Consider the following 25,195-nt stretch of genomic DNA (forward strand, 5'->3'; position numbering starts at 1 on the left):
GTTCAACATCGGGCTGAAGCCGCTCGACCCGGCAAACTGGATCGAGGTCGACCGCTATCTTCTGCCCTATCTCGCCGAGAAGCGCCGGCTTTATGCAGAAATCCCAGAGCGGGTTTTCGTCGAGGAGGACGGCACGCGGGACGCCCAGCAGGAAGTGCTCGACTTGCTGGGCGCGTATCTGCCGGAGCGATTTCCGCGCACCCATCGCCGCGCCGATGCGGGCATCGAGGTGATGGGTGCTGTGAACCACCCTGCCTTGCCTTCGAGTCTCGCCAACGCACCGCTGGTCGCGGCCTCGCTGCTGGTCCAGGAAGACCTGATCCTGATGCGCCGCGACGACAGCGGCTGGCGGCTCGCCGCCGGCTCATTGTGCTTTCCCTCGTCCTGGTCGCTGCTCGAAAAATTCGGCAAGCCGCTGCAGCAGATTCACGAGCCCGTGCCGGGCTTCGGTCCGGGAACGCGTCCCGCCGAACTGATCAACCGCATGTTCGACGGCCTGCAGGGACAGGCGGTCGAGCGCTTCAACTGGTCGATCCAGGCCGACAATGCGCTCTACCATCCGCTGTCCAACGTCGAGCGCATCGACCGCGCCACCAACCGGCCGACGCGCTTCCCCGACGGTGACGTCAAGTCGCACGCCTTCATCCGGGTCGAGCGGCAGACGCTACGCAAGCTGCCGTCCTCACGCGACATCCTGTTCACCATCCGCATCCATCTCGATCCGCTCGCCGTGCTGGCGCGGCACCCGGACCGGGCGACGCTCGCACTGTCCTTTGCCGCCCAACTCGAGGCGCTCGATCTCGACCAGCTCGACTACAAGGGCCTCACATCCGACCGCGACCGGCTGATTGTGGTCCTTAACCACATGGCCAGGGACGGCTAGCCGCGGGTTGGCGCTTTTCGCTGGTTTATGACAATGATCTGTGATGTAGCGCATGACCGTCGGGTGAAAATGCCCGGGTTTTGCGGGTGTTTGCCCGGCTTTTGCATGTGTCTGAAGGAGTGCTCGATAAAATGGCGAATGAAAACTGGCCCGTTTACGGTGAGATCACCGGCCCTGTCGTGATGATCGGCTTCGGCTCGATCGGACGGGGGACGCTGCCGCTCATCGAACGCCATTTCAAGTTCGACAAGTCGCGCATGACGGTCCTCGACCCACGCGATACCGATCGCAAGCTGCTCGACGAGCGCGGCATCGCCTTCGTCCAGGAAGCTGTGACCGAGAAGAACTACAAGAAGCTTCTGACCCCGCTTTTGACTAATGGCGGTGGCCAGGGCTTTTGCGTCAATTTGTCGGTCGACACCGGCTCGGTCGACCTGATGCGGCTCTGCCGCAAGCTCGGCGTGCTCTACATCGACACCGTCGTCGAGCCGTGGCTCGGCTTCTATTTCGACGCCAAGGCCGACAATGCCAGCCGCACCAACTATGCGCTGCGCGAAGCGATGATCAAGGAAAAGCACGACAAGCCCGGCGGCGCCACCGCCGTCTCCACCTGCGGTGCCAATCCCGGCATGGTCTCGTGGTTCGTCAAGCAGGCGCTGGTCAACCTCGCCACCGATCTTGGCCTTGAGTTCTCGGAGCCCGCGCAGGAAGACCGCGAAGGTTGGGCCAAGCTGATGAAGAAGGCCGGCGTCAAGGGCATCCATATCGCCGAGCGCGACACCCAGCGCACCAAGAAGCCGAAGCCGATGGATGTTTTCTGGAACACATGGTCGGTCGAGGGCTTCATCTCCGAGGGCTTGCAGCCGGCGGAACTCGGCTGGGGCACGCACGAGAAGTGGATGCCGAAGAACGCCAAGAAGCACAAGCACGGCTCAAAGGCCGCGATCTACCTGGAACAGCCCGGCGCCAACACGCGCGTGCGCTCGTGGTGCCCGACGCCGGGCGCGCAATACGGCCTGCTGGTGACGCACAACGAGTCAATCTCGATCGCCGATTTCTTCACCGTTCGCTCAAAGAAGGGCAAGGTCCAGTACCGGCCGACCTGCCATTACGCCTACCATCCCTGCAACGACGCGATCCTGTCGCTGGACGAGATGTTCGGTGCCGCCGGCAAGCCTCAGCCGGTACACCACGTGCTCGACGAGAACGAACTGGTCGACGGCGTCGACGAACTCGGTGTCCTGCTCTATGGCCACGACAAGAACGCCTACTGGTATGGCTCGCACCTGTCGCTGGCCGAGGCGCGCAAGCTGGCACCTTATCAGAATGCCACCGGCCTTCAGGTCACCTCGGCGGTTCTGGCCGGCATGGTCTGGGCGCTGGAAAATCCCGATGCCGGCATCGTCGAGGCCGACGAGATGGACTACAAGCGCTGCCTGGAAGTGCAGTCACCCTATCTCGGACCGGTGGAGGGCCATTACACCGACTGGACCCCGCTCGACCGACGCCCGGGCCTCTTCCCGGAGGACCTCGACCGCAGCGATCCGTGGCAATTCCGCAACATCCTCGTCCGATAGCACCCTGCTCACCATGCGCGATTGCCTTGCAATCGCCCGGAAATCGGGCGATTGAAGAGATGCGGCCTGGGGCAGCGCGCGTCTTGCAGGGCGCGTGCCCGCTCCAGCACTTTGGAGAGGATTTCAGATGACTATTGCGCGCAAAGTTCTTTCGATGGGCGTGGCGGGTTCCTTGGCCATGATGCTCGCCGCCTGCACCACAGGCAGTCCCGACGCACCGCCGATGGCGGCCGCGCCGAAAGGCGTCGAGGGCTCGTGGATCGATGCCAAGGGCACCGGCCTGTCGACCTTCACCGGCGGCAAGTTCACGACCGTCGCAACCGACACCGGCCAGAAGCTGGCCGATGGCAGCTACACGATCACCGGCGCCACATCGGTCGAGATCAACGGGACGTCGCTGATCCGCCAGACGCCGGTCAGCTTCAACTGCCTGCTGATCTCCACCAGCCAGCTGAACTGCACCAGCTCGTCCGGCCAGAACTTCGTGCTGACGCGACGCGTCTGAACTAGCGGATGCTGGACTGATCGAGGATGGCGGCCGATTGGCCGCCGTCCTTTTTTGCGTCAGCAAAGAGTAGCGGCATTTCCGCTTGCGTCAGCCGGAACGCGATGGGAACATGGTCAAAACGCTGGCTGTTATACCCCAGTCAAGCAAGGGCGCTAAACGCCTCTGATCAGCCTACCGGGAGACGAAGATGAAGAAGCTCGCCGCCATTGCCGCCCTGTCCGCATCGACGCTTGGCCTGTCGGCCGGCGCATCCTTTGCCGACTACACATTGAATATCCTGCATTTCAATGACTGGCACAGCCGCATCGAAGGCAACAACAAATATGAGTCTACCTGTTCGGCCGATGAGGAGACCAAGGGCGAATGCATCGGCGGCGCCGGCCGGTTGATCACGGCGATCGCCCAGGAGCGCAAGAAGCTCGAAGGCCAGAACGTGCTGCTGCTCAATGCGGGTGACAGCTTCCAGGGGTCGCTGTTCTACACCACCTACAAGGGCACCGTGGAGGAGGAATTCCTCAATCAGATGAAACCCGACGCGGTGACGCTCGGCAACCATGAATTCGACGATGGCGAGAGCGCCCTGGTGCCTTACGTCGACAAGGCGAAATTCCCTATCGTCAGTGCCAATGTCGTGCCCAACGACAAGTCCGGCGCGGCCGGCAAGATCAAGCCGTCGATCGTCGTGGAGGTCGGCGGGCAGAAGATCGGCATTGTCGGCGCCGTCACCAACGATACGCCCGAACTCGCCTCGCCCGGTCCCAACATCGCGATCGCGGACGACGTCAAATCGATCACCGCCGAGGTCGAGAAACTCAAGGCGCAAGGCGTCAACAAGATCATCGCCGTGACCCATATCGGCTACAACAGGGAACGCGACATCATTGCCAAGATCCCGGGCATCGACGTGGTTGTCGGCGGCCACAGCCATACGCTCCTGTCGAACACCGATCCGAAGGCGGCAGGCCCCTACCCGACGATGGTCGACAATCCGGACGGCTACAAGGTGCCGGTGGTGCAGGCGGCCTCCTATTCGAAATATCTCGGCGAGTTCAAGGTGGTGTTCGACGACAATGGCGTCGTCAAATCGGCCAGCGGCGACCCGATCTTTCTCGACAAGTCGGTCACGCCCGATCCAGCCGTGCTCGCCCGCATCAAGGAACTCGGCGCGCCGATCGAGGCTTTGAAGAACAAGGAAGTGGCCGAGACGACCGACGTCATCGACGGCAGCCGCGAGAGTTGCCGCGCCAAGGAATGCGCGATGGGCAACCTCGTCTCCGATGCCATACTCGACCGCGTCAAGGGACAGGGCGTCGAGATCGTCATCTCCAATGGCGGCGGCCTGCGCGCCTCCATCGACAAGGGCACCGTCACCATGGGTGAGGTGCTGACCGTGCTGCCGTTCCAGAACACGCTGGCGACCTTCCAGATTTCGGGCAAGGACCTGGTCGCCGGGCTGGAAAGCGGCCTCAGCCAGATCGAGGACGGCGCCGGTCGCTTCCCGCAGGTGGCGGGCCTCAAATACGCCTTTGACAAATCGGTCGCGCCGAATGCCGGCCGCGTCAAGTCCGTCGAGGTCATGGAGAACGGCGCCTGGACGCCGATCAAGCCCGACAAGGACTATCTCGTCGCCACCAACAATTACGTGCGCCAAGGCGGTGACGGCTACAAGGTCTTCGCCGAAAAGGCCAAGAACGCCTACGATTACGGCCCCGGTCTCGAACAGGTCGTGGCCGACTATCTCGGCGTCCACCGGCCCTACACGCCCAAGCTTGACGGCCGCATCACAGAGGTCGCCGCGACCGTCGCGGCGGCCCCGGCAGCGGAGCCGGCCAAGCCTTCAGAGCCGGCAAAGCCAGCCGAGGCAACCCCGGCCCCCGCTCCGGCGGAACCTGCCAAAACGGCCGAACCGGTAAAGCCCGCGGAAGCGGCACCGGCAATGCCTGAACTGCCCGCCAACTCGGGCGATATCGCCAACACGCCGCCGGCCATATCGACGGAGAATGCACCCCGCCACCAGCCCCGCCGGCTCCCGCAGCTCCAGCACCTGCACCGGCCGAGCCGGCAAAGCCGGCCGAGGCCGCCCCTGCACCGGCCGCACAGGCGCCGGCCGAACCCGCCAAGCCAACAGAACCGGCAAAGCCCGCTGAAGCCGCACCGGCCACGGGCAGCCATGTCATCGCTACCGGCGACACCTATTGGGATCTGGCCAAAAAGGCCTATGGCGACGCCACCAAGTGGAAACTGATCTACGAGGCCAACAAAGGTCAAAGGCCGCACCGGCTGATGCCCGGCGCGACGCTGACCATCCCGGCGAAGTAACGTCACGTCGCCTTCCCATCCAACACCCGCCTGGGAAACCGGGCGGGTGTGCTGTTTTCGGCCGGATACGCTTAAGGTGCGGCCAGACGCGGCATTGAAAGCCCGTGCAGGATGATTAGGTTCGCGTCTCCTGGAGAACCCCTATGACGCCCACAACCGTTGTCGATCCCAAAGTCGCGAAGGCCCTCGGCCCGCTGCCGGCCGGGCATCCGCCGGTCAAGACCGGCAAAGTCGGTGTCATGCTGATCAATCTCGGCACGCCTGACGGCACGGACTTCAAGCCGATGTGGCGGTATCTCAGGGAATTCCTGTCCGATCCGCGCGTCATCGAGCTCAACAGGGCGATCTGGTATCCGATCCTCTACGGCCTGGTGCTTACATCGCGGCCGAAGAAGTCCGGCGCCAATTATGCCCGGATATGGAACCAGGAAAAGAACGAGTCGCCGCTGCGCACTTACACGCGCGCGCAGTCTGAAAAGCTGGCCGACGCGTTGCGCGACCTGCCCAATGTCGTCGTCGACTGGGCCATGCGCTACGGCAACCCTTCGACGGCGAGCGTCGCCGAAAGACTGGTCGCGCAAGGCTGCGAGCGCATTGTTTCGTTCCCGCTCTACCCGCAATACTCCGCGACGACGACGGCCACCGCCAATGATCAGCTGTTTCGCGCGTTGATGAAGATGCGCGCGGCTCCCGCCATCCGCAGCGTGCCGCCTTACTATGACGAGCCCGTCTATATCGAGGCGCTGGCGCGTTCGATCGAGCAGAATATCGCGACGCTGGATTTCGAGCCTGAAGTGGTGATCGCCTCGTACCACGGCATCCCCAGGCCCTATTTCGAAAAGGGCGATCCCTATCATTGCCACTGCCTCAAGACGACCCGGCTGTTGCGCGACAGGCTCGGCTGGGACGAGAAGAAGCTGATCACCACCTTCCAGTCGCGCTTCGGTGCCCAGGAATGGCTGCAGCCCTACACCGACAAGACGGTGGAGAAACTGGGCAAGGACGGCGTCAAATCCATCGCCATCGTCAATCCCGGCTTTTCCGTCGACTGCATCGAGACGCTGGACGAAATAGGCCGGGAGGCGGCCGAGACCTTCCATCATGCCGGCGGCAAGAATTTCGTGCATATCCCTTGCCTCAACGATAGCGCCGAGGGAATGGCGGTGATCGAGACGATGGTGCGGCGCGAACTGTCCGGCTGGGTCTAGGAGAAATTCCAGGACGATCGTGAAACGGTTTTCCGTCCGGAATTTCGTCAACCAGAGGTTCGACGGCTCGCCACTCCAACACCGGAACAAGGGCCACTCCGGAGCGTTAAGCAGTTCCTCCGGAGAATTCGATGTCCCGCAAACTCGACCTCAGAACCGGCCGGCCCGTCTGGTCCGCCTATCGGGCGCCTGCCGTGCCGACGTCGGTTCTAACCCGGGACCTCAAGACCGACGTGCTGATCATTGGCATGGGCATCAGCGGCGCCATGATGGGCGAGGCGCTGACGGCGGACGGCCATCAGGTGACCTGCATCGACCGGCGCGGACCGCTGAAAGGCTCGACCGCGGCGACCACGGCGCTGGTCCAGTTCGAAATCGATCAACCGCTTTCAACCCTCTCGAAGATGATCGGCAAGACCAAGGCGCAGCAGGCCTGGCGCCGCTCGCGGCTCGCCGTTTCTAATCTGGCCGGCCGCATCGAGGATGTCGCAATCGACTGCCGCCTGCGCCGCACCCCATCGCTCTATCTGGCTGGCACGCTGCTCGGGCCGTCGGAACTGCGTGAGGAAGCCGAAGCGCGCCGACAGGCGGGCATTGCCGCGACCTATCTGACGCCGCAGCCGCTTGCGCAGACATTCGGTATCGACCGCGGCGGCGCCATCCTCAGCCATGGCAACATCGCGCTCGACCCGCGCAAGCTGACGGCCGGGCTGCTGCTCAAGGCGCTGGAGCGCAAGGCCCGCTTGCACGCTCCCGTCGAGGCGACGGCGATCGAGGACAGCGCCGGCGAGGTGGTCGTGGCCACCAAGGATGGCCCGACCATCACGGCACGGCACGTGGTGCTGGCTACCGGCTATGAGCTTGTCGACATCGTGCCCGCGGCTGCCCACCGGATCATCTCGACCTGGGCGATCGCAACGCGCCCGCAGCCGCGAAAACTCTGGCCGGGTCCGGCCTTTATCTGGGAAGCGTCGGATCCCTACCTTTACATGCGCGCGACGGCCGACGGCAGGGTCATCTGCGGTGGCGAGGACAAGGATTTTGTCGACGAGACGCGGCGCGATGAACTGATCGCCGATAAAAGTGCCCGCATCGCCGACAAGCTGGGCCAGTTGTTCCCGCATCTCGACGTGACGCCTGAATTTGCCTGGACCGGTTCCTTCGGCACAACCAGCACCGGCCTGCCCTATATCGGCGCCATCCCCACGCATCCGCGCATCCACGCAGTCATGGGTTACGGCGGCAACGGCATCACCTTCTCGCGTATCGCTTCCGAAATTATTTCGGCTTCGATCAAGGGACTCGCCGACACGGATGCAGAGCTGTTTGCATTCAACCGCTGAGTGCGGACCAACAAACAATCCTTCATCACCTGATTGTAACGTTCCTGAAACACACTTAAGTCTTTGGCGAAGTCGGCTGCGCGGGAATGGCTCGCGCGGCCCGCTTCTGAGGGAGAGCCAAATGGATTTCAGTGGTTTCGATATTGCGGTCGTTGTTCTTGTCGCGCTTGTCGTGCTGGTGCTGTTCAAAGGCATCAAGACTGTTCCCCAAGGCTACAACTATACGGTCGAACGTTTTGGTCGTTACACCAGGACACTGAGCCCCGGCCTCAACATCATCACGCCGTTCGTCGACCGCATCGGCGCCAAGATGAACATGATGGAGCAGGTGCTCGACGTTCCGAGCCAGGAAATCATCACCCGCGATAACGCCATCGTCGGTGTCGACGGCATCGCCTTCTACCAGATCCTCAACGCCGCACAGGCCGCCTACCAGGTTGCCGGCCTGCAGAACGCCATCCTCAACCTGACGATGACCAACATCCGTACCGTCATGGGCTCGATGGACCTCGACGAGCTGTTGTCCAACCGCGACGCCATCAACGAGCGCCTGCTGCGCGTCGTCGACGAAGCAGCACATCCGTGGGGCATCAAGATCACCCGCGTCGAAATCAAGGACATCAATCCGCCGGCCAACCTCATCGAATCGATGGGCCGTCAGATGACCGCCGAACGTAACAAACGCGCCCAGATCCTGGCCGCCGAAGGCCTCAAGCAGTCGCAGATCCTCGAGGCCGAGGGTCGCAAGGAGGCCGCCTTCCGCGACGCCGAGGCGCGCGAGCGCTCGGCCGAGGCTGAGGCCCGCGCCACGCAGGTGGTGTCGGAAGCGATTTCCAAGGGCGACGTGCAGGCGCTGAATTATTTCGTCGCGCAGAAATACACCGAGGCGCTGGGCAAGATCGGCACGGCCACCAACAGCAAGATCGTGCTGATGCCTTTCGAGGCGTCGTCGCTGATCGGCTCGCTCGGCGGCATCGGCGAGATCGCCAAGGAAGTCTTCCGCAGCGAAGGCACGACCGGTGCACAAAGGCAGGCCGCGCGCCCGCCAGTTGTGCGCCCGAGCGACAACTGAGTCCGCAGGAGGTCACTCCCATGTTCGATCGCATCATTTCCGAACTCGGCCCGTGGAACTGGATGGTTCTGGGCTTCGTGTTGCTGGTGGTGGAGGTCATCGCGCCGGGCTTCTTCATGCTGTGGATCGGCATCGCCGCGCTCATCATCGGCGCGGTGTCGCTGCTGATCTGGGATGCGGCGATCTGGAGCTGGCAGGTCCAGGTCCTTGCCTTCCTGGCGCTGTCGCTGGTTTCAGCCTTCGTCGGCAAGAAGCTCATGGGCGGACGCGACCAGCCGACCGACCAGCCGCTGCTCAACCGGCGCGGCGCCCAGATGGTCGGCCGCATGGCGACGCTTGCCGAGCCGATCAAGGACGGCCGCGGCCGCATCAAGCTCGGCGACACGTTATGGCGCGTCGCCGGCCCCGACCTGCCCGCCGGCACGCAGGTGCGCGTGACAAGTGCCGCCGACACGGACCTGGAATTGACGGTGGAGCGCGTCTGAACTTTCAGACCCGGCACCGCCGCGCAAGATGACATTCAGGTCAGGGCGAGTCGAAGACGGGCGCGAAGCGACCAAACAAGGCGGATTACGGGAACCGGAGCGAAGCGTACATGAGTACGGGGAGCACCGGCCTACGCCGGCCGCAGCCTTAGCTGCGACGATGCCTCATGCATGCTTCGGCCGGCCAAGGCCGCAATCGCAGGTATCAGCCATTTGCAGGCCGGCCTCGCCTGGATATCAATACATCTCAGGCAGCGCCGATGCGCAGCAGGTCATGGAAGTGCACCACGCCCAGCGGCATGTTGTTCCTGGTCACCACCAGCGCGCCGATATTGTGCTCGTTGAGCAGCGCGATCGCCGTGCCGGCGAGCGTTTGCGGGTCGACCGTCTTGGGCGTGCGGGTCATCACCTCGTCGACGATGACGTCGGCCAGATTGCGATGCAGATTGCGTGCGACATCGCCGTCGGTGATGATCCCGGCCAGTTCGCCATTGGCATCGACGATCAGCACGCAGCCGACCTTCTTCTGCGACAACGTCATCACAGCTTCCGGCATCTTTGTGCCGAGCACGGCGAGCGGCATCTGGTCGCCGACCCGCATGATCTCGGAGACCATGGTCAGATTGGCGCCGAGTTGGCCACCTGGATGGAAGGTGCGGAAATGGTCCGGCGTGAAGCCCCGCGCCTCGAGCAGCGCGATCGCCAGGGCGTCGCCGATGACCAGCTGCAGCAGCGTCGACGTCGTCGGCGCCAGGCCGTGCGGGCAGGCCTCCGGCGCGCGCGGCAAGAGCAGCACGATGTCGGCGGCGCGCGCCAGCGCCGATGTTTCGCCCGATGTGACGGCGATGAGCGGAATGGAGAACCGCCTGGAATAGGCGACGATGCCGAGCATCTCCTTGCTTTCGCCCGACCATGAGATGGCGATGATGGCGTCGTCCTTGGCGATCATGCCGAGATCGCCATGGTTGGCCTCGACGGGATGGACGAAGAAGGCCGGCGTGCCGGTCGAAGCCAGCGTCGCCGCGATCTTCGAGCCGATATGGCCGCTTTTGCCGACGCCGGTGACGATCAGCCGGCCTTCGATCTTCGAAATCATATCGACGGCCTGTGCGAAAGGCGCGGCCAGCCCGTTATCGAGCGCCTCGGCAAGTGCGGCGATGCCGGCCTGCTCGGTCGCCACCGTTCTCAGTGCCGAATCGATCGACGCTTGCCTGTCCAGGGGCTTCTTATCGAGGGATCTCGCATGCATGGATGATGCGATTAGCGCGTTGCCGCCCGCCTGTCCAACAGAAATGGCGCTGGCGCCCGGATGGTGGAGGCCTCTTGCAGGTCACATGCTTCCGCAAACGCCGGCACTTTAACCGGGCGAACGATCGCTACCTCAACCCTCCGTTAACCATCCCCATTTACGGTTCGGTAAGTATGGCGCGCACAGCGCCGCGCAAGCAGTGGTGGCGATGTCCGGGGCCCAGCCAGAAAAATCGAGAGGACGACGGGGCAAGGCGGTATGCGCCTTGTTGCTGGCGACCAGCATGTTTGCCTTGCTCCGCCCGGCATCTCTCCATGCCCAGGAAACGGAGCTGCGCGGCGAGGTTTCCGAATCAGCGATCCTGTCCGACCAGCAGCGCAAGGCAAGGCAACTCGCCCTTGCCACCCAGGGCCAGCAACAGTCGGCCAACACCGCGCAGGACGATACGCCGCCGCGCACCTATTTGCCGGCCAGCGCCGGCGCTGTCCCCGACGACACGGGCACGGATGCCGCCACCGGCAGCATTTTCGATCCGCCGCAGGCGACCGACGACACGGCCACCGACAATCCGACCCCGCCCAAGCCTCGCCGCCGTCCATCGACTGCCGGGCAGAACGCGACGGGGCAGGACAAGGCCAAGGCGGACGCCAAGACGGCCGACAAGTCGAAGAAAAAGAAGAAGGCGACCGCCGCGACCACGGCCACCACCCAGGCCGCGACCGACGATAGCGACAGCGCCGTGGCAGACCAGGAAGCGGCCAACCGCCGTGCTCTCACCGTCGACAGCGCCGACAGGCAAAAGCTCGACCCCGGCGCCGAACGCACCGCCGCCATCGAAGGCCAGAACAAGAAGGCCGAGGACGATCCGTTCCAGCCCACCGGCGTCAAATGGGGCTCCTTCGTCATCCGCCCGTCGATCGAACAGGGCATGACCGCCACCACGAACGGCGATTCGAGCAGTGCCGGCACCTCGGCGCTGCTGTCGGAGACAGCGTTGCGCTTTACCGCCGTCTCCGACTGGCGCGAAAACTCCGCCACCATCGACGGTTACGGCCTGTTCCGCGAGACGGTGTCCGGCTACCGGGTTCACGATGCGCAGGGCCGCATCGAAGGCCAACTCAATGTCGACCTGGACAACGAGTTGCGCGCCATTGCCAAGCTTGGCTATGAGGCAGTGCCTGAAACGGCGTCCTCGCCCAACGCCATTGCCGGCGTCAGCACCCAGCCGCTGCGCCAGACGATCGACGGCAGCCTTGGCCTCGAAAAGGCCGTCGGCAAGATGCAATACACATTGACCGGCGCGGTCTCACACGACTTTTACGGCGACGCCGAGCTTTCGGACGGCACCACGCTGTCGCAGAAGGATCAGGACAACACGCTCTACACGGCGACTTTGCGCGCCGGCTACGAAATCTCCCCGGCCCTCACCCCGTTCACCGAAATCGAGGTCGGCCGCCGGGCCTACGATCAGCGCATCGACAATGAAGGCTTCGAGCGGTCCTCGACCCGCCTAGGCGCCCGCGCCGGTCTGCAACTCGATATGGGTGAGAAGCTCTCCGGTGAGTTCTCCGCCGGCTGGCTGAGGGAGGCGATCGACGACAACAGCCTGGAGCCGATTTCCGGCGCCACCGTCAATGCCGACCTCAAATGGTCGCCGGAGCGCGGGACCACGATCGGCCTGACCGGCAAGACCACTGTCGAGACCACCACCACGGCGGGTGAAAGCGGCGATATCCTCTATTCCGGCCGCTTGACCGCTGAACGGCAAATCCGTGCCAACCTTACCGCGAATGCGGCCCTGGGCCTCGACTGGCGCGACTATGTCGGCATCGACGGCCACGACCGGATCTTGAGCGCCGAGACCGGGCTGACCTGGTGGCTGAACCGCTATGCCGGCCTCACCAGCCGGGTCAGAACCGAAAAGCTGACCAGCAACCTGCCCGGCCGCGACTACACCGCCAACAGCATCTACCTCGGCCTGAAAGTGCAGCGCTGAAATACGCCTGCGTAGGGGCGATCAGCCGCCCGGGCTGGCATTACCCATTCAGTTAAGATGCCGCGACTCGCCGCTCCGATGGCGTCATCTCGTCGAGAAGCGTGCGGATGACGCCGGCCATGTTCTCCTTCATGTCGCCGCGCCACAGCGCGAAGGCGACATTGGCCTCGACAAAACCCTCTGGAGATCCGCAGTCGAAGGTGCGGCCCCGATAGTGGTAGCCGTAGAACGCCTGCTGCTTTTCCAGCTTCAGCATCGCATCGGTGAGCTGGATTTCGTTGCCGGCACCCTTTTCCTGGTCCTCGAGGATCTTGAAGATCTCGGGCTGCAGGATGTAGCGGCCGTTGATGTAGAGATTGGACGGCGCCGTGCCGGTCTTCGGCTTCTCCACCATCTCGGTGATGCGGAAGCCGTGATGCGTGTCCTCGCCACGGCCGACAATGCCGTATTTGTGAGCCTCGGCCGGGTCGCATTCCTGCACGGCAATGATGTTGTTGCCGGTTTCCTCGTAGAGCTCGACCATCGACTTCATGCAGCTCTTTTCCGACTGCATGATCATGTCGGGCAACAGAAGCGCGAACGGCTCGTCGCCGACCAGTTCGCGCGCGCACCAGACCGCATGGCCGAGCCCCATCGGCACCTGCTGGCGGGTGAAGCTGGTCTGGCCCGGCGCGGGCTGCAGGCGTTGCAGGCGGGCAAGCTGCTCATCCTTGCCGCGCTGGGCGAGCGTGTCATAGAGCTCGAACTGAATATCGAAATGGTCCTCGATGACCGCCTTGTTGCGGCCGGTCACGAAGATGAAATGCTCGATGCCCGCCTCGCGCGCCTCGTCCACCACATACTGGATGACCGGGCGGTCGACGACGGTCAGCATCTCCTTGGGAACGGCCTTGGTGGCCGGGAGGAACCGCGTGCCGAGACCGGCGACCGGGAAAACTGCCTTGCGAACTCTCTTCATGCTTTCAATTATCCGTTTGCTGCCCGGCTCCGCAATCCCCGTCTCGCGACATTTTCACGCCGGAATTGAAGATTAGTGGGAGCGGGTGAGGGAAACTTCCACCGGTTAAGCATCGAGGTGTCTTTTCGTTCCAGGCGGCACCTATGGTAAACTAATTCCTAACCCGGTTCGGCGATGAATGGTCTTTCCTGAGACAGAGAAGGAGGAAAACATGTCCGTTCGCAATGCCGCAAAACGTTTCACCAGCGTCATGACGGCCGCCAGCCTCTCGCTCGCTCTGCTGATGCCTGCCGGACCCGCTTTCGCCGACGCCGGTTTCCGCCAATGGGTCGCCGGCTTCCGCGCCACCGCCGTCGCCGGCGGCGTTTCCGGCGCTGTCTACGACCAGGCTTTCCGGGACATCAAGGAGCCTGATCCGGTGGTGCTGGAGAAGGCACGCACACAGCCCGAATTCACGGCACCCGCCTGGGACTATTTCGACAATCGCGTCCACGACCAGTCCGTCGCCGTCGGGCAGCAGATGGCCAAGAAATGGAAGCCGTGGCTGGACAGGATCGAGGCACGGTTCGGCGTCGATCGTTACATTCTGCTGGCCATCTGGTCGATGGAATCGAACTATGGCGAGATCCTCAAGCGCGACGACATCATGCGCAACGTCATCCGCTCGCTGGCGACCTTGGGTTATGGCGACCCGAAGCGGTCGAAATATGCCCGCACCCAGCTGGTCGCGGCATTGAAGATCCTGCAGACCGGCGACATCGACGAAAGCCATTTGATGGGCTCCTGGGCCGGCGCCATGGGCCAGACCCAGTTCATTCCCACCAGTTACCAGCACTATGCCGTCGACATGGACGGCAATGGCAAGCGCGACATCTGGAATTCCATCCCCGATGCACTGGCGACATCAGCCAATCTGTTGAAGAAGAATGGCTGGCAGGCCGGCAAGACCTGGGGCTACGAAGTCACCATACCGGCCGGCAAGCTGCCGGGCGGATCGAAGACACTCGCGCAATGGCAGGCGCTTGGCGTCGTCAGGGCGAGCGGCAAGCCGTTCAAGAACCTCACCGACAAGGCGACGCTGAAAGTGCCCGACGGCCGTGGCGGGCCGGCTTTCCTGATGATCCGGAATTTCTCGGTCATCAAGGCCTACAACAATGCCGACAAATATGCCTTGGCCGTTGGCCTTCTCGCCGACGAGATCGCCGGTGGCAACGGCCTTGTCCAGGACTGGAAGCGCCCCTTCACCAAGCTCACCTTCGAGGAACGGCAGGAACTGCAGAAGCGGCTGTCGCAGCACGGGCTTTACGACGGCAAGTTCGACGGCAAGATCGGTGACGGGTCCAAGACCGCCATCATGGCCTATCAGGCAAAGGTCGGCATGACCCAGGACGGCTACCCGAGCATGGAAGTGCTCAAATGGCTCAGGCAAAAATAGAGCCGGCCACGGCGCCGCGCGCATTTTGCGTGCGCAGATCGGGCGCCCTGGCACTTTGAACTTGCGTCCGGCCGCAAAACCGGCTCCGGTTTGCCGGACCAGGCGCTAGGGGATGGAGGAGTGATTGGTTTCGGCCGCGCGTATCGCGATCCTTGCTCGTCGCACGCCGATCCTTTTTCTGGCGATCGTCCTGTTGGCGGTCGGCGCCGCCGGCGCCTTCCATGTGCCGGCCATGGCGCAGGAGCAGCCGCAGCAAAATCGTGGATGGTCGTTGCGTGACCTTCTGTTTCCGCGCCGCAGCGAGCGGGTCGAACCGCCGCTCGATATCCAGAAGGCAAGTCCGAGGGCCAAGGTGAAAAAGCGCGCCCCGCGTGCGCCGGCAGAGCCTGAAACCCCCGTGGTCGAAAAGGCGCCGGACGCCCGCACCGTGCTGGTGGTCGGCGACTTCATGGCGGCAGGCCTTGCCGAGGGCCTGGTCACCGCCTTCGGCGACAATCCAGGCGTCAGGATCGTCGAGCGCAGCAATGGCTCGTCGGGCTTCGTGCGCGATGATTTCTACAACTGGCCCGAACAGATCAAATCGCTGATCGAGACCGAGAAACCGGCCGCGGTGGTCGTCATGCTGGGCTCCAACGACCGCCAGCAGATGAAGGTGGGGGACGTGCGCGAGCAGCCACGCTCCGAGAACTGGACCAAGGAATACGAGCGCCGCACCGACGAACTCGGCAAGGCCATTGCCGCCGCCAAGGTGCCTTTCCTGTGGGTCGGCATGCCGGCCTTCCGGGTGCCGAAGATGACCTCCGACATGCTGGCCTTCAACGACATCTACCATCAGGCCGCCGAAAACCATGGCGGCGAATTCGTCGATGTCTGGGATGGTTTCGTCGACGAGAACGGCGCCTTCGTCACCAACGGCCCCGACATGAACGGCCAGCCGGTGCGATTGCGCGCCGATGACGGTATCAACGTCTCCAAGGCCGGCAAGCGCAAGCTCGCCTTCTACACCGAAAAGCCGCTGGCCAAGATCCTGGGTCTCGCCGGGCCGGGCAGCGTGGCCCCGGCGACAGCACCGGCGGGCGCGCCCGTCGAGGCGCCGGCGTCGGCCGCGGCACCCATTGTCATCGATCGCACCGCACCCATGCTGCTCAGTGACCCGGCGCTCGACGGCGGCACCGAGCTGCTCGGCGCGGCCCCGCCAGCAAACGCCAATCCGGCTCTTCCCGGGGGGCGACTGGTGATCGAAGGCAAGGCGCCGGAGGCCGCGCCCGGCCGCGCCGACGATTTTTCCTGGCCGCCGAAGGCAGAGCCGCCGGCGACAGCCGCGGCGACCGACACGACGACGGCGATCACCCCTTAGTCACGCAGACCTCTTGAGATCGTCTCGCGACTCAGCGGGGTAATACGCTCGTCCCCATCAGCGCTTCATCGATCGAGCGCGCCGCCTGGCGGCCTTCGCGGATCGCCCACACGACCAGCGACTGGCCACGGCGCACGTCGCCCGCCGCATAGAGCCGGTCGACGCTGGTCCGGTAGTCGCGGTCATTGGCCTCGACATTCCGTGAGCGGCGGCTGTCGGTGACGATCTTCATCTCGCCCTCGAGTTCCTTCGCCACGCCCACCATCGCCGGTCCGGCAAAGCCGATGGCGATGAAGGCGAGATCGGCGCGGATGACGAATTCGGTGCCGGCGATCGGCTTGCGCTCCTCGTCGACCTCGCAGCATTTGACGCCGGTCAGCTGGCCGTCCTCGCCAATGAATTCGAGCGTCGCCACCTGGAACTCGCGTTCCGCACCCTCGGCTTGCGAGGACGAGGTGCGCATCTTGGTCGCCCAGTAGGGCCAGACCGCGAGCTTGTCTTCCTTCTCGGGCGGCTGCGGGCGGATGTCGAGCTGGGTGACGCGCACCGCGCCCTGGCGGAAGGCGGTGCCGACGCAGTCGGAGGCGGTATCGCCGCCGCCGACGACGACGACATGCTGTCCGCCGGCGATGATCGGGTGCGACGGCCACGCCACCGACTGGATCGGCTCGCCACCGACGCGGCGGTTCTGCTGCACGAGATAGGGCATGGCGTCATGCACACCACCGAGATCGTCGCCCGGAATGTTGGCCGGTCGCGGCGTTTCCGAGCCGCCGCAATAGAGCACCGCGTCATGCTCGGCGAGCAGTTCGGCGACAGGCTTGTCGACACCGACATTGACACCGCAATGGAAGGTAACGCCCTCGCCCTGCATCTGTTCGATGCGCCGGTCGATATAGTGCTTCTCGATCTTGAAGTCGGGAATGCCGTAGCGCATCAGCCCGCCCGGCCGGCTCTCGCGCTCATAGACATGGACGTCGTGGCCGGCGCGGCCGAGTTGCTGTGCGGCGGCCATGCCGGCGGGGCCGGAGCCGATGATGGCGACCCGCTTGCCGGTCTTCTTCTCCGGCGGATAGGGCCTGATGTGGCCGGTCTCGTAAGCCTTGTCGGCGATCGCCTGTTCCACCGTCTTGATGGCAACCGGAATGTCCTCGAGGTTCAGCGTGCAGGCTTCCTCGCACGGGGCGGGACAGATGCGGCCGGTGAATTCCGGGAAATTGTTGGTCGAGTGCAGGTTGCGGATCGCGTTGTCCCAGTCCCTGTTGTAGACGAGGTCGTTCCAGTCCGGGATCTGGTTGTGGATCGGGCAGCCCGTCGGCCCGTGACAGAACGGGATGCCGCAATCCATGCAGCGCGCGGCCTGTTTCTCGACCTCCTTGTCCGACATCGGCAGCGTGAACTCGCGGAAATGCCGGATGCGGTCGGAGGCCGGCTGGTACTTGTGCACCTGCCGGTCGATTTCGAGAAAGCCTGTTACCTTGCCCATAGTCCAGTTCCTGCTGTCCAGATGGTGCGGTTTTCGCCGCACCCGTTAACCTCTTGAGGCAGCCATGGCAACCTTGCGCCCGAGGTCAAACTGTCGATGAAGGGGGCCGCGAAGCCTGGGCTCCCCGGCAATTCTCGTAAGTCTATTCGGCCGCGACGCCCATGCGCATGCGTTCCATCTCGATCAGCGCGCGGCGGTATTCGACCGGCATGATCTTGCGGAATTTCGGCCGGAACGTCGCCCAGTCGTCGAGGATCTCGCGGCCGCGCACCGAACCCGTATAGTGCACATGGTTCGAGATCAGCTGGTAGAGCCGCTCCTCGTCATGGCTGGTCATGTCGCCGGACACGTCGACGCGGCCCTTGTGATCGAGATCGCCGCCATGGTGCAGCAGCTTCTCCATCAGGTCGTCTTCTTCCGGCACCGGCTCCAGTTCGACCATGGCCATGTTGCAGCGCTCGGCGAAGTCGCCCGCCTCGTCCAGCACATAGGCGACGCCGCCCGACATGCCGGCGGCGAAGTTGCGGCCGGTCTTGCCGATGACGACGACGACACCGCCGGTCATGTATTCGCAGCCATGGTCGCCGACGCCTTCGACGACGGCGGCGACGCCCGAATTGCGCACCGCGAAACGCTCGCCGGCGACACCGGCGAAATAGGCTTCACCCTCCGTCGCGCCATAGAGCACCGTATTGCCGACGATGATGGAGTCCGCCGCGACGATCCTGGCCTCTTCCGGCGGCCGGATGACGATGCGCCCGCCCGACAGGCCCTTGCCGACATAGTCGTTGCCGGCGCCGACGAGCTCGAACGAGACGCCGCGCGCCAGGAAGGCACCGAAGGACTGGCCGGCTGTGCCGGTCAGCTTCACCTGGATCGTGTCTTCACGCAGGCCCTTGTGCTTGAAACGCTTGGCGACTTCGCCCGACAGCATCGCGCCGGTGGAGCGGTCGACATTGCGGATATCGACCTCGATCTTGACCGGTTGCTTGGCCTCCAGCGCCGGCTTGGCCAGCTCGATCAGCTTGCGGTCGAGGACGTGGTCGATCGGGTGCTTCTGCCGCTCGGTCCAGTGCACGGCTTCGTGCGGCGCATCGGGCCTGTAGAACATCTTCGAGAAATCGAGGCCCCGCGCCTTCCAGTGCTGGATCACGTCGCGCTTTTCCAGAAGGTCGGCGTCGCCGATGATCTGGTCGATATGGGTGAAACCCATCTCGGCGAGCAGCGCCCTCACCTCTTCCGCCACATAGAAGAAGAAGTTGATGACATGCTCGGGCGTGCCCTTGAAGCGCTTGCGCAGCACCGGGTCTTGGGTGGCGACGCCAACCGGACAGGTGTTGAGGTGGCACTTGCGCATCATGATGCAGCCGGCCGCGATGAGCGGCGCGGTCGAGAAGCCGAACTCGTCGGCGCCGAGCAGCGCGCCGATGATGACGTCGCGCCCGGTGCGCAAGCCGCCGTCGACCTGCAGCGCGACGCGCGAACGCAAGCCGTTCAGCACCAGCGTCTGGTGGGTTTCGGCAAGGCCCATTTCCCACGGGCTGCCGGCATGCTTGAGCGAGGTCAGCGGCGAGGCACCGGTGCCGCCATCATAGCCGGAGATGGTGATGTGGTCGGCGCGCGCCTTGGCGACGCCGGCCGCGACCGTGCCGACGCCGACTTCCGACACCAGCTTGACCGACACGTCGGCCGCCGGGTTGACGTTCTTCAGGTCGTAGATGAGCTGCGCCAGATCCTCGATCGAATAGATGTCGTGATGCGGCGGCGGCGAGATCAGGCCGACGCCCGGCGTCGAATGCCGGACCTTGGCGATGGTCGCGTCGACCTTGTGGCCGGGCAGCTGGCCGCCCTCGCCGGGCTTGGCGCCCTGCGCCACCTTGATCTGCATGACATCGGAATTGACCAGATATTCGGCCGTCACGCCGAACCGCCCCGAGGCGACCTGCTTGATCGCCGAGCGTTCCGGGTTCTTGCCGCCGCCGGGCAGCGGCAAATAGCGGTCGGCCTCTTCGCCGCCCTCGCCGGTGTTCGACTTGCCGCCGATCTGGTTCATGGCGCGCGCCAGCGTGGTGTGCGCCTCCCTGGAGATCGAACCGAACGACATCGCTCCGGTCGAGAAGCGCTTGACGATCTCGGCCGCCGGCATGACGTCGCCGAGCGCGACCTTCTTGCGGCCGGTCTCCTCCGCCAGCCTGATCTTGAACAGGCCACGTATGGTCTGCGCGCGGGCGGTCTCGCTGTCGATCTGCGCGGAATATTCCTTGAAGGTTTCCCACGAGCCCTGGCGCACGGCGTGCTGCAAGGTGGCGACGGCGTCAGGCGACCACATATGCGCCTCGCCGCGCATGCGGAAGAGATATTCGCCGCCGACCTCGAGGCTGTTTCGCAGCACCGGATCGTTACCGAAACCGTCCGTGTGGCGGCTGACGGTTTCCCCCGCGACCTCGTCCAGCCCGACGCCTTCGATCAGCGTTGCCGTGCCGGTGAAATACTTCTCGACGAAATCGGACTTCAGCCCGATGGCATCGAAGATCTGCGCGCCGCAATAGGACTGGTAGGTCGAGATGCCCATCTTGGACATCACCTTGAGGATGCCCTTGCCGATCGACTTGATGTAGCGCGACACGACCTCGTAGGCGTCGACCTCTTCCGGCAGCTCGCCGCGCTTGTGCATGTCGAGCAAGGTATCGAAGGCGAGATAGGGGTTGATCGCTTCGGCGCCGTAGCCGGCAAGGCAGCAGAAATGGTGCACTTCGCGCGGCTCGCCGGATTCGACGACCAGGCCGACGGAAGTACGCAGACCCTTGCGGATCAGGTGATGGTGCACCGCGGCCGTCGCCAGCAGCGCCGGGATGGCGATGCGGTCCGGGCCGAGCTGCCGGTCGGACAGGATGATGATGTTGTAGCCGCCGGCGACAGCCGCCTCGGCGCGTTCGCACAGCCGGTCGATGGCGCCCTGCATGCCGGCAGCGCCCTCATTCGAGCCATAGGTGATGTCGATCGTCTTGGTGTCGAAACGGTCCTCGGTGTGACCGATGGAACGGATTTTCTCCAGATCGCCATTGGTCAGGATGGGCTGGCGCACTTCGAGCCGCTTGCGGCGCGAATTGCCGACCAGGTCGAAGATGTTCGGCCGCGGCCCGATGAAGGATACCAGGCTCATCACCAGCTCCTCGCGGATCGGGTCGATCGGCGGGTTGGTGACCTGGGCGAAGTTCTGCTTGAAATAGGTGTAGAGCAGCTTCGACTTGTCCGACATCGCCGAGATCGGCGTGTCGGTGCCCATCGAACCAACGGCCTCCTGGCCGGTGGTCGCCATTGGCGACATCAACAGCTTGGTGTCTTCCTGGGTGTAGCCGAACGCCTGCTGGCGATCGAGCAGGCTGACGTCCTTGCGCAGCGCGCGCGGCTCGACCGGCTTCAGGTCTTCCAGTATGAGCTGCGTGTTGGCGAGCCAGGTCTTGTAAGGGTGCCTGGTGGCGATCTCCGACTTGATCTCCTCGTCGGGCACGATGCGGCCCTTGGCAAGGTCGATCAACAGCATGCGGCCAGGCTGCAGCCGCCACTTCTTGACGATCCTCTCCTCCGGCACGGGCAACACGCCGGCCTCGGAAGCCATGATGACGCGGTCATCGTCGGTGACGATGTAGCGTGCCGGGCGAAGGCCGTTGCGATCAAGCGTGGCGCCGATCTGGCGGCCGTCGGTGAAGGCGACCGCCGCCGGACCGTCCCACGGCTCCATGAGGGCCGCATGGTATTCGTAGAAAGCCTTGCGGTCGGCATCCATGAGCTTGTTGCCGGCCCAGGCTTCCGGGATCAGCATCATCATGGCGTGGCTGAGGCTGTAGCCGCCCTGGAACAGGAATTCGAGCGCATTGTCGAAGCACGCCGTATCGGACTGGCCGTCATAGGAGATCGGCCAGAGCTTCGAGATGTTGTTGCCGAACAGCTCGGAATCGACCGAGGCCTGGCGCGCCGCCATCCAGTTGTTGTTGCCGCGCACCGTGTTGATCTCGCCATTGTGCGCGACCATGCGGTAGGGATGCGCCAGCTTCCATGACGGGAAGGTGTTGGTCGAGAAACGCTGGTGGACGAGGATCAGCGCGGTCTCGAAGCGCGGGTCCTTGAGATCCTTGTAGTAGGCGCCGACCTGATAGGCCAGGAACATGCCCTTGTAGACGATGGTGCGCGCCGACAGCGACACGCAATAGGCGCCGATGTCCTTGTTGTCGTTCTCGGCGTAGATACGGCCCGAGATGACCTTACGCAGCAGATAGAGCCGGGCCTCATATTCCTCGTCGTCGGGAATATCGGCCGTGCGGCCGATGAAGACCTGGCGATGGAACGGCTCGGACGCGACGATATCGGGCGCCTTGGACAGCGACGAATTGTCGACGGGCACGTCGCGGAAGCCGATGAGCGGCAGCCCTTCGGATTGCGCCGATTCGGCGATGATGTCCTCGATATGGGCGCGCAGCGCCGCGTCCTGCGGCATGAACCAGTGTCCGACGCCGTATTGGCCGGCCGGCGGCAGTTCGATGCCCCGGGCCGCCATCTCCTCCCGGAAAAACTGGTCGGGAAGCTGTACCAGCACGCCGGCCCCGTCGCCGACCAGCGGGTCGGCACCGACGGCGCCGCGATGCGTCAGGTTTTCGAGCACGGCAAGCCCGTCCTTGACGATCTGATGCGACTTCACGCCCTTCATGTTGACGATGAAACCGACGCCGCAGGCGTCGTGCTCGTTGCGCGGATCGTAGAGGCCCCGAGGGGCAAAACCGCTTCGGCCGATGTCGGTTCGGCCAATGTCGGTTCGAGAGGTTTTTTTGACGACAGCCGCATTCGTCTGCGCGGCCTGGCCGTTCGTCGCAGAGAGCGTCATGTCCGTCATTGTCCTGTCCTCCGTTCCAGCCTTCAGGCGCTGGTTTGCCTCGGCAAGCGCTTGGCTCACCCCGATCCTTGCGGCACGTCTTGCGAAATCCTTGCCGAACCAGGCGGCTTTCCGCATGGTCCGCATCTGGTATCGTACAGGCCAGGGTCTGGCCGTCCACCTGTCGCTCGCAGCAACAGCCGGAGAGGCCAATATGTTACGCCAATCCAGCCTGTTTTGTGCGACAAAATAAGACAGCACTACTGTCCTAAATTTTTATGGCAGAATTCCCCAACGCACACAAGACCGATTCACAAAAAACTTGAGCCTTCCGCGACATAAGATTTCGTGCAGTTGCGGGGAAACGTAAGCTTCGGTCGCCGATCGCCGCCCTGTCGGATTGGTTGGCTTCAACGGTTTTCCGGCGTCTGGCCCTTGCGGTTGGTGCGTGGAACCGTTCAACTCCGGGCTGATTTCCGCAAACCCTCGATCTTCCCCAGACATAGGCAGATGCATGTTCTTCGCTTCCGACAATTGGGCAGGCGCCCATCCCAATATCGTTGCCGGCCTGTCGGCCGCGGCCGGCGGCTTTGCCACCGCCTATGGCGACAGCGCGCTCGACCAGACGGTCTACCAGCGCTTCAATGAGATTTTCGAGCGCGAGGTCGCGGTGTTCTTCGTGGCGACCGGCACCGCCGCCAACGCCCTGTCACTGACCACCTTCAACAAGCCCGGCGGCATTTCCTTTGCACATCGCGAATCGCATGTGATCGAAGACGAATGCGGCGCGCCGGAGCATTTTTCCGGCGGCGCGCGCTTGCATGCCGTGGACGGCGCACTGGGCAAGATCGACCCGCACGATCTGGAGCGGGCCATCGGCCGCTTCGCGCCCGAAATCGTGCACTGGGGACGGCCAATGGCGGTTTCGATCACCCAGTCGACCGAGGTCGGCACCATCTACGGTCTGAATGAGATCGAGACGATTTCGGCCATCGCAAAACGGCACTCCGTGCCGCTGCACATGGATGGCGCCCGCTTTGCCAATGCGCTGGTCGCGCTCGACACGACGCCGGCCGAAATGACCTGGAAGCGCGGTGTCGACATCCTCTCCTTCGGCGGCACCAAGAATGGTTGCTGGTGCGCCGAGGCGATCGTGCTGTTCGACCTCGACCGCGCCAGGGAATTGGCCTTTCTGCGCAAGCGCGCCGCCCAGCTGTTTTCGAAGTCGCGCTTCGTCGCGGCCCAGTTCGAAGCCTATTTCAAGGACGGCCTGTGGCTCGACACGGCGCGCCACGCCAACGCCATGGCCGCCCGCCTCGCGGCGGCGATCGAGGATTCGGCGCACGCGAAGCTGGCCTGGCTGCCGCAAGCCAACGAGGTGTTCGCCGTGATCAAGAAGACCGAGGCCGAGAGGCTGCAGGCGGCGGGCGCCGCCTTCTATGATTGGCACAGGCCTCATGGCTTTGACGGCCATATCGGTGAGGCGGAACTGCTCTATCGCTTCGTCACCAGCTTCGCGACGTCAGCCGAGGAAGTCGACCGCTTTGGCCAATTGATTGCCGGGTAATCGGTCCCCGAACAACAAAAAAGCGGCGCCTTTCGGCGCCGCTTTCGTCTCGGGAGGAGACACTTCTATTCCTGGCCTACATTACGCAGCGGTCTTGGCCTCGATCTGCTTGGCCTTGGCCGGAGCCGAGGTGATCGCGATCTTGCGCGGCTTCAGTTCCTCGGGAATGTTGCGCTTGAGGTCGACGAAGAGCAGGCCGTTCTTCAGCGTGGCGCCGACGACTTCAACATGGTCGGCAAGCTGGAAGCGGCGCTCGAAGGCCCTGGAGGCAATGCCGCGATAGAGCAGCTCCGAGCCTTCACCGTCACCCTCGTCCTTGCGCTCACCCTTCACGGTCAGCACGTTGCGGTGAGCTTCGATCGAGATTTCCTCGTCCGAGAAGCCGGCAACCGCCATGGAGATCCGATAGGAATCCTCACCGGTGCGCTCGATATTGTAGGGCGGATAGGTCTGCGCGCCATCGGGCTGCGCGAGGGAATCCAGCATGGTGAACAGACGGTCGAAGCCGACGGTCGAACGGTAAAGCGGGGAAAAATCAACGTGACGCATGATGTGTTCTCCTGTTGAGCAACATGGTTTGCGTATGGCCGGTGCGAAACCCGTAAGCGGCGTTTCGGCAAGACCAGCGGCCCCGACATTGGCGGCCGCATTCCACATTTGGGGAGCGCTCGAATGCATTTCAAGATTTCGCGCGGCGGCAAAAACTGAATGGTTTGCCTCCTTGATGAACGGCAGATGAACCGGCGCTTCGGCGCCCGTTCAGACAACCGTCGCTAAAATGACCTCAAGATCAAGGATTGGCGGCGCCGGGTTTTGCAGAGGTGCCGCAACGAGGCCGAACCGGGTGTTAACGTCCCTTCCTCCCGGATCGACAGAGGCCGGAAG

The 25,195-nt window shown here is 63.8% G+C and carries 17 protein-coding genes and 1 pseudogene; 13 read left to right on the plus strand and 5 right to left on the minus strand.

What is annotated here, in order from left to right:
• The 8 genes and pseudogenes from C1D09_RS28665 to C1D09_RS28700 form a co-directional block, all read left to right on the plus strand.
• Positions 1-883: heme-dependent oxidative N-demethylase family protein (locus C1D09_RS28665; protein WP_143977361.1), on the plus strand; the 883-nt coding region annotated here is incomplete at its 5' end.
• 131 nt (positions 884-1,014) lie between these two features.
• The gene (locus C1D09_RS28670; protein WP_143977362.1) at positions 1,015-2,460 is read left to right on the plus strand and encodes a homospermidine synthase; all 1,446 of its coding nucleotides are present in this window, start codon (positions 1,015-1,017) and stop codon (positions 2,458-2,460) included.
• A gap of 127 nt (positions 2,461-2,587) precedes the next feature.
• A complete protein-coding gene (gene omp10 / locus C1D09_RS28675) occupies positions 2,588-2,965 on the plus strand; it encodes an outer membrane lipoprotein Omp10 (RefSeq protein ID WP_143977363.1) in 378 nt (125 codons plus the stop codon).
• Between the two features lie 190 nt (positions 2,966-3,155).
• Positions 3,156-5,287 (plus strand): annotated as a pseudogene (locus C1D09_RS28680) (5'-nucleotidase C-terminal domain-containing protein).
• A 143-nt stretch (positions 5,288-5,430) separates the two neighbouring features.
• Positions 5,431-6,495, plus strand: coding sequence for a ferrochelatase (gene hemH, locus C1D09_RS28685; RefSeq protein WP_143977364.1), 1,065 nt, complete (start codon positions 5,431-5,433; stop codon positions 6,493-6,495).
• Between the two features lie 131 nt (positions 6,496-6,626).
• The gene (locus C1D09_RS28690) at positions 6,627-7,838 is read left to right on the plus strand and encodes an NAD(P)/FAD-dependent oxidoreductase (protein WP_143977365.1); all 1,212 of its coding nucleotides are present in this window, start codon (positions 6,627-6,629) and stop codon (positions 7,836-7,838) included.
• Positions 7,839-7,959: 121 nt separating this feature from the next.
• Entirely contained in the window at positions 7,960-8,910 is a 951-nt protein-coding gene (locus C1D09_RS28695) for an SPFH domain-containing protein (RefSeq protein WP_019861051.1), read from the plus strand.
• Positions 8,911-8,930: 20 nt separating this feature from the next.
• Complete coding sequence (locus C1D09_RS28700; protein WP_143977366.1) at positions 8,931-9,395, plus strand: NfeD family protein; 465 nt, start codon at positions 8,931-8,933, stop codon at positions 9,393-9,395.
• A gap of 247 nt (positions 9,396-9,642) precedes the next feature.
• Here the strand turns inward: C1D09_RS28700 and C1D09_RS28705 are convergent, their stop codons facing one another.
• Positions 9,643-10,644 (minus strand): KpsF/GutQ family sugar-phosphate isomerase, encoded by a 1,002-nt coding sequence (locus tag C1D09_RS28705; protein WP_143977367.1) that lies wholly within the window; start codon positions 10,642-10,644, stop codon positions 9,643-9,645.
• A 208-nt stretch (positions 10,645-10,852) separates the two neighbouring features.
• Between C1D09_RS28705 and C1D09_RS28710 the strand changes: the two genes are divergently transcribed.
• Positions 10,853-12,640 carry an outer membrane beta-barrel protein gene (locus C1D09_RS28710; protein ID WP_167514796.1) on the plus strand — a complete coding sequence of 596 codons (1,788 nt, stop codon included), beginning with the start codon at positions 10,853-10,855 and terminating at the stop codon, positions 12,638-12,640.
• Positions 12,641-12,692: 52 nt separating this feature from the next.
• On the opposite strand, the gene galU is transcribed toward C1D09_RS28710, so the two are convergent.
• Positions 12,693-13,598 carry a UTP--glucose-1-phosphate uridylyltransferase GalU gene (galU, locus tag C1D09_RS28715; protein ID WP_143977369.1) on the minus strand — a complete coding sequence of 302 codons (906 nt, stop codon included), beginning with the start codon at positions 13,596-13,598 and terminating at the stop codon, positions 12,693-12,695.
• Positions 13,599-13,809: 211 nt separating this feature from the next.
• Between galU and C1D09_RS28720 the strand changes: the two genes are divergently transcribed.
• Positions 13,810-15,033, plus strand: coding sequence for a lytic murein transglycosylase (locus C1D09_RS28720; protein ID WP_143977370.1), 1,224 nt, complete (start codon positions 13,810-13,812; stop codon positions 15,031-15,033).
• Positions 15,034-15,157: 124 nt separating this feature from the next.
• Positions 15,158-16,390: an SGNH/GDSL hydrolase family protein gene (locus tag C1D09_RS28725; protein WP_143977371.1), complete on the plus strand. Its 1,233-nt coding sequence runs from the start codon at positions 15,158-15,160 to the stop codon at positions 16,388-16,390.
• Between the two features lie 31 nt (positions 16,391-16,421).
• On the opposite strand, the gene C1D09_RS28730 is transcribed toward C1D09_RS28725, so the two are convergent.
• Entirely contained in the window at positions 16,422-17,876 is a 1,455-nt protein-coding gene (locus tag C1D09_RS28730; RefSeq protein ID WP_143977372.1) for a glutamate synthase subunit beta, read from the minus strand.
• Between the two features lie 142 nt (positions 17,877-18,018).
• The gene (gene gltB / locus C1D09_RS28735; protein ID WP_143977373.1) at positions 18,019-22,764 is read right to left on the minus strand and encodes a glutamate synthase large subunit; all 4,746 of its coding nucleotides are present in this window, start codon (positions 22,762-22,764) and stop codon (positions 18,019-18,021) included.
• Between gltB and C1D09_RS28740 the strand changes: the two genes are divergently transcribed.
• Positions 22,754-22,996 carry a hypothetical protein gene (locus tag C1D09_RS28740; protein WP_143977374.1) on the plus strand — a complete coding sequence of 81 codons (243 nt, stop codon included), beginning with the start codon at positions 22,754-22,756 and terminating at the stop codon, positions 22,994-22,996. The genes gltB and C1D09_RS28740 overlap by 11 nt on opposite strands.
• A 261-nt stretch (positions 22,997-23,257) precedes the next feature.
• Positions 23,258-24,310, plus strand: coding sequence for a threonine aldolase family protein (locus C1D09_RS28745; protein WP_143977375.1), 1,053 nt, complete (start codon positions 23,258-23,260; stop codon positions 24,308-24,310).
• Positions 24,311-24,391: 81 nt separating this feature from the next.
• On the opposite strand, the gene C1D09_RS28750 is transcribed toward C1D09_RS28745, so the two are convergent.
• Positions 24,392-24,859 (minus strand): Hsp20 family protein, encoded by a 468-nt coding sequence (locus C1D09_RS28750; protein ID WP_143977376.1) that lies wholly within the window; start codon positions 24,857-24,859, stop codon positions 24,392-24,394.
• Positions 24,860-25,195: the final 336 nt, after the last annotated feature.

It is taken from the genome of Mesorhizobium intechi (assembly GCF_002879535.1).
GTDB classification, from domain to species: domain Bacteria; phylum Pseudomonadota; class Alphaproteobacteria; order Rhizobiales; family Rhizobiaceae; genus Mesorhizobium; species Mesorhizobium intechi.

Excerpts from the sequence above, each read along its gene's own strand:
- C1D09_RS28705 (WP_143977367.1), bottom strand. The coding sequence starts at position 10,644 with ATGCATGCGAGATCCCTCGATAAGAAGCCCCTGGACAGGCAAGCGTCG.
- gltB (WP_143977373.1), bottom strand. The coding sequence starts at position 22,764 with ATGACGGACATGACGCTCTCTGCGACGAACGGCCAGGCCGCGCAGACG.
- C1D09_RS28740 (WP_143977374.1), top strand. The coding sequence starts at position 22,754 with ATGTCCGTCATTGTCCTGTCCTCCGTTCCAGCCTTCAGGCGCTGGTTT.
- C1D09_RS28695 (WP_019861051.1), top strand. The coding sequence starts at position 7,960 with ATGGATTTCAGTGGTTTCGATATTGCGGTCGTTGTTCTTGTCGCGCTT.
- C1D09_RS28710 (WP_167514796.1), top strand. The coding sequence starts at position 10,853 with ATGTCCGGGGCCCAGCCAGAAAAATCGAGAGGACGACGGGGCAAGGCG.
- C1D09_RS28720 (WP_143977370.1), top strand. The coding sequence starts at position 13,810 with ATGTCCGTTCGCAATGCCGCAAAACGTTTCACCAGCGTCATGACGGCC.
- C1D09_RS28670 (WP_143977362.1), top strand. The coding sequence starts at position 1,015 with ATGGCGAATGAAAACTGGCCCGTTTACGGTGAGATCACCGGCCCTGTC.
- hemH (WP_143977364.1), top strand. The coding sequence starts at position 5,431 with ATGACGCCCACAACCGTTGTCGATCCCAAAGTCGCGAAGGCCCTCGGC.
- C1D09_RS28730 (WP_143977372.1), bottom strand. The coding sequence starts at position 17,876 with ATGGGCAAGGTAACAGGCTTTCTCGAAATCGACCGGCAGGTGCACAAG.
- C1D09_RS28745 (WP_143977375.1), top strand. The coding sequence starts at position 23,258 with ATGTTCTTCGCTTCCGACAATTGGGCAGGCGCCCATCCCAATATCGTT.
- galU (WP_143977369.1), bottom strand. The coding sequence starts at position 13,598 with ATGAAGAGAGTTCGCAAGGCAGTTTTCCCGGTCGCCGGTCTCGGCACG.
- omp10 (WP_143977363.1), top strand. The coding sequence starts at position 2,588 with ATGACTATTGCGCGCAAAGTTCTTTCGATGGGCGTGGCGGGTTCCTTG.
- C1D09_RS28750 (WP_143977376.1), bottom strand. The coding sequence starts at position 24,859 with ATGCGTCACGTTGATTTTTCCCCGCTTTACCGTTCGACCGTCGGCTTC.
- C1D09_RS28700 (WP_143977366.1), top strand. The coding sequence starts at position 8,931 with ATGTTCGATCGCATCATTTCCGAACTCGGCCCGTGGAACTGGATGGTT.
- C1D09_RS28690 (WP_143977365.1), top strand. The coding sequence starts at position 6,627 with ATGTCCCGCAAACTCGACCTCAGAACCGGCCGGCCCGTCTGGTCCGCC.